Raw genomic sequence first — 8905 nt, 5'->3', positions numbered from 1 at the left:
GGCGATGGCGGCATTGGATCGGTTGTTGGCGGGACCGGTGGATCAAGTGGTGTTTGTGAAGACGACGCAAGCCTCGGCGGCTCGCAGCCTGGGCATTAGTGAGAAGGTCACAATCACGACGGCATCAGATGCGCCCAGGGTAGCGCTGCAGGCACCGTTGGTGACTGCCGTGCCGGAAGCCTTGCTCAGTGCGCGCCGCAGACTTGACGCCCGCGCGGCATAACTCACTTCTTCTGCAGAAAATCTCGCAGTCATTGGGCTGCCGAATGAGGAACCGAAAACCATGTCAGTACTGGTACAAGACGAACCTGAAGTTGCTGTACAGGAGTACGGTCTTGAGCAGCACCTAAGTCGACTGTTGTACGCGCTATTGGCGCAGCAGGGTTGGCTTTCGGCAGCCGCGGGGTTGGCGCCGCGCTATGCGCGCTGGCACGAGGCGGGTCTGCGGATGCTGCGGGAGCAGGGCGTGATCCAGGATTCGGCGCAGTGGGATTGGGAGACGTCATGGTCGCAGTGGCAGACCTATCGAGAACAGGCCCGCGACGACGCGGTGGTGGCGGCGCAGTTGCGATTGCTCGATGTCGTCCTGCCGGCGCTGCCAGCGATTCTGCGGGGAGAGCGGGCGGCGACCGACGTGTTGTTTCCGCAAGGGCAGCTGGGTCTGGTAGAAGGTGTCTACCGAGATCATCCGGTGGCGGACTACTTCAATGGTGTGTTGGGAGAACGGCTGGATGCGTATGTCCGTGCCCGCGTGAGTCACGACCCGAGGGCGAAGCTGAGGATCGTGGAGATTGGGGCAGGCACCGGGGGGACCAGTGCGGGGTTGTTCACGCAACTGGCAGCTTACGCTGAGCACATCGAGGAGTATTGCTACACGGACGTATCGCCGGCGTTTCTGCTGCACGCTCGCGAGCACTACGCCGCACAAGCGCCGTATCTGCAGACCAAGCGTCTGGACATCGAGCATACGCCCGTGGCCCAGGGGTTTGCGTTGGGTCATTTTGATGTGGCGGTGGCGGCCAACGTGCTGCACGCGACGCGGGATATGCGGAGCACCTTGCGGCACGTCAAGACGCTGCTCAAAGGCAATGGTCTGCTGCTGCTCAACGAGTTGAGTGCGGCGAGTCTGTTCTTGCATCTGAGCTTTGGGTTGTTGGAAGGTTGGTGGCTGGCCGAGGACGAGGAGGTGCGGATTCCCGGGACGCCGGCCTTGAGTCTGCAAGGTTGGCGCGAAGTGCTGACGGCGGAGGGCTTTGGCGCGATCGAAGCGCCAGCGCAGGCCGCCCATGAGTTGGGCCAACAGGTCATCGTGGCCACGAGCGACGGCTTGGTACAGGTCCAAAGCGAGACGAAAACGCTGCAGGAAGAGCCTCGTGTATTGATGCCTTCGCACGAATCCAAGGCGTCGACGCCAGCACCAATGCGTGTATCAGCCGAGATAGCACCCCGACGAGACTCGGCGCAGGCACGGAACGCAATCCGCACGAGCATTGCTCAAACTCTCAAGGTGAGCGAGGCAGACCTGCAGGACGATCAACCGTTCTCGACATACGGTATTGATTCGGTAACCGGCGTGGCGCTGATCAATGCGATCAATATGCAGCTTGGGTTGATGCTGCCCACCACCGTGTTGTTCGATCACGCCACGATCGAGGAGCTTGGTGCGCATATCAGTGCGATCAGCCCGACCATTCAAGAGCCTTCGAGTCCGGTGGCCTTATCTGTTGCGACGGCGATGCCCACGCCCGAGGCACCGGTGGAGAAAATCAAGGCCGTCCCGATCGGACGAGGGCGCCGCCGGCGTGGGGAGTTTACTGCCGCGCCGCCGCTCGCTGCGCAGCGAGGCGCGCAGATCACAGGGCCACTATATCGGCGCGTATGGTTGGAGAGGCCCGGCACGATTGACGACCTTCACATCAGAGAGGACCGCCTGCCTCCCTTGGGCGCACACGACGTACGGATTGCGGTAAGAGCCTTTTCACTGAACTTCGGCGACTTGTTATGTGTGAAAGGTTTGTATCCGACCCAGCCCGCCTATCCGTTCACGCCAGGCTTCGAGGCCAGCGGAGTGGTGGTCGCGATTGGGTCGAAAGTATCGCGTGTCGCAGTTGGCGACGCGGTGATTGCGCTCGCGGGATCGACATTCGGAGCGCATGCGACGGCGCTGACCTGCGCCGAGACCCGGGTGTTTGCTTGTCCAACCGGTTTGTCGTTTGAGGCAGCCTGCGCAGTGCCTGGCGTGGCGCTGACGATGATCGAATGTTTCAAGAAGGCGCAGCTCAAACCTGGCGAGCGGATCCTGATTCAGACGGCGACTGGCGGTGTCGGTTTGATCGCGGTGCAACTGGCTAAACATGCTGGGGCCGAGATCTATGCGACGGCTGGGTCCGAGGCGAAGCTCGATTATCTGGCATCCCTGGGTGTGCCGCATCGGATCAACTATCAGGAAGAGGACTTCGAGGCGGCCATTGAACGGCTGACGGACGGTCAGGGGATGGATGTGGTGATCAATACCTTGCCCGGGGATGCCGTTCAAAAGGGGCTGAACTGTCTGGCTTCCGGCGGTCGCTATATTGAGATTGCGATGACGGCGTTGAAATCCGCGCGGTCGATCGACCTGTCGGGTCTGACCGACAACCAAGCGCTATACAGCGTCGATGTGAACAAGCTTAGCCACGGTAAACTCGCCATCCTCCAGAATTCCGTGCTCGAGATGGGGAGGCTGTTGGCCGACGGAGTGATCAGTCCGACGGTAGGCCGGACGTTCAACTTCAACGATATCCAAAGCGCCTACCGCTGGCTGCAGGACCGCAGGAATATAGGCAAAGTGGTGGTAAGCATTCCACAAGAGGATCGCCTCGATGCCGACGAGCCAATTGCACTGACACCGCAATTGGAACCGATCGCCGTGATCGGTATGAGCGGGCGCTTCCCAGGGGCACCGGATGTGAATGCGTTCTGGGACAACCTGATTAACAATAGAGATTGCATTGTAGAGATTCCTGAAAACCGCTGGAATCTCGATGGTTTTTTTAATTCCGATCGAGAAGAAGCCATAAAAAAAGGCATGAGCTACTGCAAGTGGGGAGGTTTCATTGAATTCGATGGCCGAAGTCCGAAATCTTTTTTATCCGGCGTTCTGGGGAGCGATGAGCCAGACAGCACACCGTACCGGCTGGCCGTAGAATCTATCTGGAGCGCCTTGGAATCTTCCGGCTATACGCGATCGGCCTTGAAGAAAAGCACTCAATCCAGAACTGGCCTATATCTGGGAATGATAGGGGAGCTGCGAGGGCCAGGCTCCGATGCTGCGGCGCAGCCAATGTCGTCCGGCAGCTCAAGTGCCCTTGTCGGTCATATCTCGAAATTCTTCAATTTCACTGGGCCGACCATTGCGGTAGACACACTCAGTGCCTCGTCTGCGACCTCGATCCATATGGCTTGCCTGGATCTTCACTATGGTAATTGCAATGTTGCCGTTGTCAGCGGTGTAATGCTTCTGGACGAGGGGCTGTATCGCCGGGTATGCGAGGCAAACTATATGGCTAGCGGAATAGAGAGGCGAAGTTTCGCGGAAGGAAGAGACGGCGCGCTTTTCGGCGAGGGAGCTGCCACTGTGGTGCTCAAACCGCTGTCTCAGGCGATCAAAGATAAGGACACTATTCTCGCGACAATAAAGTCGACGACATCGCAGTTTGGGGATGGCTCGGTAGAGACCTTGTCAAGGGCAATGTCTGACAATGTCCTTCGCGCAAAAGTACCGCCTCGGACCATAACTCATGTTGAATGCTCGGCGAATGGGTCGCCTTTCGGCGATGAACTCGAATATGTTGCTACGAGCAAGGTTCTGGACGCTTTCACGTCTGACAGGAATTACTGTTCCATCGGCTCTGTTAAACCGAACATAGGGCATCTCGGGCCGGCGTCGGGAATGTCCCAACTGCTGAAAGTGATCATGCAGATGAGAAACGGAAAATTCGCGCCGCTCATGAATTCCGCGGCGTTCAGCCCGATCTTGAGTCGGGAATCCTCGCCGTTCTTCTTATGCAGCGAGACTCAACCATGGCCGCGTCAGCGGGTCACGGTCGATGGGGCGGAGCACGAAATTCCGAGGCGAGCCATGATAAATTCGTTCGGTTATGGCGGGTTTTACGCAGGCGCTATTGTAGAGGAATACATCGAGCAGAATGATACCCAGCGGAATGTTCGTTCCTCCACCGGCGGGCCCGGGCCGCAGGTAATTGTTCTATCGGCCGACGACAAGAGTGACCTCGAGGTAAAGCTAAACCAACTGTCCCAATATTTGAAGGGGAATCCGGAAGTTTCAATGGATGATCTTGCCTACACCCTGCAAATAGGGCGAGAGGCGATGTTCTATCGTTGGGCCACCGTTGCGACGGGCTACGATGATTTGCTTGATACGCTGGCCGACCCTTTCCAAAAGCTTCGTCCCGAACAAGCGCCGACAAACCACGTATTTTTCGGTTGTGCCGCCGACCTCTCGCAACGACGCAGAGAAATGTCCGGCGGGGCAGGTCCGCAGTGTCCGGTTTGGAATCATGCCGATGAAAGTGATTTATTAAACTTGGCGTCATGGTGGGTCGACGGCGGCGATGTGCCATGGAATGAGTGCTCTGCCCAGGGTGCCCGCAGAATCGCGCTACCCGCCTATCCGTTTGCAATTCCATGAGTCTTTCACGTTCGGTCGTGCATGGCTCAATGTCTTGTGCTCTGGGACTCGAGGCCGACTTGAGGCGCGAGCTCTTGCAGCTGACCTGTCAGCCTGTCGCTTGCGCCGTTGAACTCATTGATCGAGACGAGGGCCTGTTTCCTGAGGAAATGTCAGTTGTCAGGAACGCTGCCTGGAAGCGGAGGGCGGAGTTTGCCGCGGGACGATCCGCCGCCAGGCGGGCGTTGGGGCAAATGAGTGTGCCTGATCAAGCGATACCGAAGGGAAATTTCGGAGAACCGATATGGCCGACAGGGTACGGCGGGTCGATCAGCCATGATGACCCGTTCGCAGCAGCCATCGTTCACCCCATCAAGGCCTCCACCTCGGCCCTATCGATTGATCTGATAGACACTTCCGATTTGGCGCGATATTGGGAGGTTTCCCACCTAGTTAGGGCAGCTGGTGAACCGTCGGAGATTACTAGCGATCCGAGGTCTGCGGCTCTCCTGTTCGGGGCGAAAGAGGCGGCAATTAAGTTGATATCGCCTCGCGCTCAATGCTATGTAGGATTCGAGCGTCTTGTTGCCACCAGGACAAATCGTGGATTCAAGATAAGGTGCGCGTATACCAATACATGTATTTTGGTTCGAGTCTTCGAGTCCAACGGTATCATTGTGTCGCTGGGGGTTCTTGATTGCCAGGGGTCTCCCGTAGGTTGAATGATGCCGGTGCCAGAATGCGCGGCATCCCGCATTGCCGCTGGTCGTGTGGCGCATTTGGTATCAGCTTTACCTCAAATGGATTGTTGCTGCATCCGAGCCGAAAGGGCGGCTGCCGTTTCCTTGCGCTCACTATAGCGGTCCACCAAATACGGTGTGACATCGCGCGTGAGCAAGGTGAACTTCATCAACTCTTCGACGACATCGACAATGCGATCATAGTAGGGCGAGGGCTTCATGCGACCCGCATCGTCGAACTCCTGGTATGCCTTGGCCACCGATGACTGATTGGGTATGGTCAGCATCCGCATCCAGCGGCCCAGCATCCGCATTTGATTCACGGCGTTAAACGACTGCGACCCGCCCGATACTTGCATGACGGCCAGCGTCTTGCCCTGAGTCGGGCGCACAGCGCCTACCGACAGCGGAATCCAATCGATCTGCGTCTTCATCAGACCCGTCATGGCGCCGTGACGTTCAGGCGAGCTCCAGACCATGCCTTCCGCCCATTGCACCAGTTCGTGCAACTCGCGAACCTTTGGGTGCTTGTCGCTGGCGTCATCGACTAACGGCAGACCGGAGGGATTGAACAAGCGGGTTTCTCCTCCTAGCGCCTGGAGTAGTCGCGCCGCTTCTTCAGCGACCAGACGGCTATACGAACGTTCCCGCAACGATCCATACAGCAGCAAGAAGCGTGGCGCATGGGTTGCCCGCTTGGGTGCAAACAGTTCCGCGGGACTCGGTGTATGCAATAGCGTGGCGTCAATGTTGGACAGGTCGCCGAGCAGATCAGACACGATGGCCCTCCGCGTCGATCACCGGCTCGCCGTCTTCCTTGTTGAATGCGCCGCGCTGTGGTTGCGGCAAGATATCCAAGACTGCCTCCGACGGGCGGCACAGGCGAGTACCGAGGGGGGTAACCACGATAGGGCGATTGATCAGGATCGGATATTGGAGCATGAAGTCGATCAGTTGCTGCGCCGTCCATTTCGGATCCGACAACCCTAGTTCGTCGTACGGCGTGCCCTTCTGCCGGAGCACATCACGCACGTGCATACCCATAGCGGAAATCAACGCCTTCAGCATTTCGGCATCAGGTGGAGTTTGCAGATATTCGATAATCGTCGGCTCTTCGCCGCTGTTGCGGATCAAACCAAGGACATTACGCGATGTCCCGCAGGCAGGGTTGTGATAGATCGTGATGGAACTCATGAGATACCTCTGTTGAAGCAATATTAGATTTCAATGCGCCACAGGCCGTGCATGCAGCAGGAGTAGCGCCACACAGGCAGCGAGGCCGATGCCTCCGGATAGCCATAGCGCGTTGGCTCCCCAGGCATCCAACGCCACACCGAAGGCAAACGGGGCCAGCGCTTGAGCGACTCTCGCCGGCATCATGAGCCAGCCTTGGCGTGCCCCATAGCCCATCGGGCCGAATAGCGCCAGTGGCAAAGTGCCCTTCGCGATGGTCAATATGCCGTTACCCGCCCCATGCAGGATGGCAAACACCGGAGCCATCGCTGGACCGACGGTCAGCAGCACTGCGACACCGGCTGGATGCGCGACAGCGGCCAGCCGCGCTGACAGCAATGGATGAACTTGTCGCAGAAGGCCGAATTCAAACAATCGGCCAGCTACCTGTGCCGGACCGATGAGTGCGCCCACCGCTACGGCTGTGGAGAGCGTGGTTCCTGTCGCTTCCAGTATCCTCGGCAGGTGTGTCGCCATCGCTGTGCTGATGAACCATGTTGCCGCGAACACAAATGCTAGGAGGGCAATGGCGTACTGGCGATGTTCCGATTCGGGCGCTGGGGATGCGCCGCCGTGTTCCGCGTTGGCGGCATTCAGGCTTTCCATTTTCGTGACCGCTGGCACTTTGGGCAACCCGGCGTTCAGCGGTAAGCCGATCAACAGATGCATGACTGCCCAGCCAAAGCACGCACCGCGCCAACCGAATACGGTTTCCATCCAGGCGGAAAGCGGCCATCCAACAGTGCTGGCGAATCCGGCGATCAAGGTGATTCCCGTAATGGCGCCGCGCGCATGATGACCATAGAGTCTCACCAGGCTGGAGAAGGCGGCTTCGTAAAGCCCGGAACCCATTGCCACACCAATGACGAGCCAGGCAGTCACCATCATCCAGAGGTCCTGGGCGGCGCCGAGCATCCCCAACCCGAGGGCAAACAGCAAACTGGTGCCGACCAGGACGATACGACCACCGCGATGGTCGATCGCTTGTCCTGCCCATGGGCCTGCCAACGCCGATGCGACCATGGCGATCGAGATGGCTGCGTAAACCGTCGGCGCGGATACGCCCAGATCGCGAGCCATTGGGTCCGCCAGCATCGCCGGCAAGTAATAGGACGATGCCCAGGCCAGCGTCTGGGTGGTTCCCAATGTGCCGACTACGCGAGCAGGGGCGCCTGGCATGCATCAGCTCCGCTTAACGCCGGCGTCATACCAACCTTTGCTCCGATTGACGATCCGCACGACAAGCAGCATGACGGGCACCTCAATGAGCACGCCTACGACCGTTGCGAGCGCGGCTCCCGACTGGAATCCGAATAGGCTGATCGCAGCTGCCACGGCGAGCTCAAAAAAGTTGGACGCCCCGATCAGCGCGGACGGGCACGCAATGTTGTGCTTTTCACCGACCCGGCGGTTGAGCCAGTACGCCAGGCCCGAGTTGAAGAACACCTGGATGAGAATAGGTACGGCCAGCATCGCAATCACCAGTGGCTGGCCAATGATGGCTTCGCCCTGGAACGCAAACAGCAGCACCAACGTCAACAGCAACGCAGCCATCGAAAACGGCCCGATTCGCTCCAGCGCTGCCTCAAAAGTGGCTTGGCCGCGGCGCAGCAGCGCGCGCCGCCATAGCTGAGCAAGGATGACCGGAATCACGATGTATAGACCCACTGACACCAGCAATGTATCCCAAGGTACGGTGATGGCCGACAGACCTAGCAACAATCCAACGACGGGCGCGAACGCGAACACCATAATGGTGTCGTTCAGCGCCACCTGGGACAGCGTGAACACAGGGTCCCCGCCAGTCAACCGGCTCCAGACGAAGACCATGGCGGTACACGGAGCAGCGGCCAGGAGAATCAGGCCCGCGATATAGCTGTCCAACTGATCGGCGGGTAACCAGGGGGAAAAGAGCTGGCGGATGAACAGCCAGCCCAGAAAGGCCATCGAGAACGGTTTGACGGCCCAGTTGATGAACAGCGTCACGCCGATGCCGCGCCAATGCTGCTTGACCTGGCCCAGTGCGCCGAAATCCACCTTGAGCAGCATCGGGATGATCATCACCCAGATCAGGATCCCTACCGGCAGGTTGACCTGGGCGACTTCCCAGCCCCCAATGGCTTGGAACACCGTCGGCATAAGCTGGCCAAGCGTCACTCCCAGCACGATGCAGAGGAAAACCCACAGCGTGAGGTAGCGCTCGAAAATACTCATCCCGGAGCGCTGGCGCGGAGCCGACGCTACCTGTGTATTGAACGACATC

7 protein-coding genes are annotated in these 8905 nt (G+C 58.8%); 3 read left to right on the top strand and 4 right to left on the bottom strand.

The window, feature by feature from the left end:
- From ACNA0J_RS18345 to ACNA0J_RS18335, 3 genes are all read left to right on the top strand, one after another.
- Positions 1–223, top strand: a 223-nt coding sequence (locus ACNA0J_RS18345) for a hypothetical protein (RefSeq protein ID WP_415820289.1), incomplete at its 5' end; no start/stop codon positions are given.
- Positions 224–283: 60 nt separating this feature from the next.
- On the top strand, positions 284–4690 hold the full coding sequence (locus ACNA0J_RS18340) for a beta-ketoacyl synthase N-terminal-like domain-containing protein (protein WP_415820288.1): 4407 nt from the start codon (positions 284–286) through the stop codon (positions 4688–4690).
- The gene (locus ACNA0J_RS18335) at positions 4687–5391 is read left to right on the top strand and encodes a hypothetical protein (RefSeq protein ID WP_415820287.1); all 705 of its coding nucleotides are present in this window, start codon (positions 4687–4689) and stop codon (positions 5389–5391) included. The genes ACNA0J_RS18340 and ACNA0J_RS18335 overlap by 4 nt, the downstream gene beginning before the upstream one ends.
- Before the next feature lie 74 nt (positions 5392–5465).
- On the opposite strand, the gene arsH is transcribed toward ACNA0J_RS18335, so the two are convergent.
- Genes arsH through arsB form a run of 4 tightly spaced genes read right to left on the bottom strand, consistent with a single transcriptional unit; the run spans position 5466 to position 8904 of the window.
- Positions 5466–6188, bottom strand: coding sequence for an arsenical resistance protein ArsH (arsH, locus tag ACNA0J_RS18330; protein ID WP_415820286.1), 723 nt, complete (start codon positions 6186–6188; stop codon positions 5466–5468).
- Entirely contained in the window at positions 6181–6603 is a 423-nt protein-coding gene (arsC, locus tag ACNA0J_RS18325) for an arsenate reductase (glutaredoxin) (protein ID WP_415820285.1), read from the bottom strand. Before arsC ends, arsH begins: the two co-directional genes overlap by 8 nt.
- A 30-nt stretch (positions 6604–6633) precedes the next feature.
- The gene (locus ACNA0J_RS18320; RefSeq protein WP_415820284.1) at positions 6634–7821 is read right to left on the bottom strand and encodes an MFS transporter; all 1188 of its coding nucleotides are present in this window, start codon (positions 7819–7821) and stop codon (positions 6634–6636) included.
- A 3-nt stretch (positions 7822–7824) separates the two neighbouring features.
- On the bottom strand, positions 7825–8904 hold the full coding sequence (arsB, locus tag ACNA0J_RS18315; RefSeq protein ID WP_415820283.1) for an ACR3 family arsenite efflux transporter: 1080 nt from the start codon (positions 8902–8904) through the stop codon (positions 7825–7827).
- Between the last annotated feature and the right edge of the window lies 1 nt (position 8905).

This window comes from Bordetella tumbae, from assembly GCF_965139195.1.
GTDB lineage: Bacteria > Pseudomonadota > Gammaproteobacteria > Burkholderiales > Burkholderiaceae_B > Bordetella_A > Bordetella_A tumbae.
The sequence above is the reverse complement of the archived record's forward strand: the minus strand, read 5'-3'. Positions and strand labels throughout refer to the sequence as shown.

Bases quoted from the DNA above. Each gene is read 5' to 3' on its own strand.
- ACNA0J_RS18340 (WP_415820288.1), top strand. From the start codon at position 284: ATGTCAGTACTGGTACAAGACGAACCTGAAGTTGCTGTACAGGAGTAC.
- ACNA0J_RS18335 (WP_415820287.1), top strand. From the start codon at position 4,687: ATGAGTCTTTCACGTTCGGTCGTGCATGGCTCAATGTCTTGTGCTCTG.
- arsC (WP_415820285.1), bottom strand. From the start codon at position 6,603: ATGAGTTCCATCACGATCTATCACAACCCTGCCTGCGGGACATCGCGT.
- ACNA0J_RS18320 (WP_415820284.1), bottom strand. From the start codon at position 7,821: ATGCCAGGCGCCCCTGCTCGCGTAGTCGGCACATTGGGAACCACCCAG.
- arsB (WP_415820283.1), bottom strand. From the start codon at position 8,904: ATGTCGTTCAATACACAGGTAGCGTCGGCTCCGCGCCAGCGCTCCGGG.